Genomic DNA, 252 nt, shown 5'->3' on the forward strand with positions numbered 1-252 from the left:
CTTGTCAGACACTGCCTGTCCGATGTTAAGATCTAATCTTCCGAAAATATGATCGTAATCATTTACATGATCTTCTTTTAACGTCTCATATCCGCCGGCTTTTACTTTCGCCTCAGCTCCGGATACATATCCTTTTACCAAAGCAGCGAGCTGTTCTTTTGTCTCGCCTGTACGGTATTTCGGATAATCGTTTTTATAATCCGTTCCGATGGAAGTAATGATCGTGATCGCCTTCGCACCGCTTACCGTGAT

Annotated in this window: 1 protein-coding gene; it reads right to left on the reverse strand. The window is 43.3% G+C overall.

Annotated features, from left to right (window positions below; genetic code table 11):
* On the reverse strand, positions 1–252 hold a 252-nt coding region (locus NE619_RS18360), incomplete at both ends, for a hypothetical protein (protein WP_256133907.1).

Origin of the sequence: Anaerovorax odorimutans (genome assembly GCF_024459955.1) — a bacterium.
Taxonomy (GTDB): Bacteria; Bacillota; Clostridia; order Peptostreptococcales; family Anaerovoracaceae; genus Hominibacterium; species Hominibacterium odorimutans_A.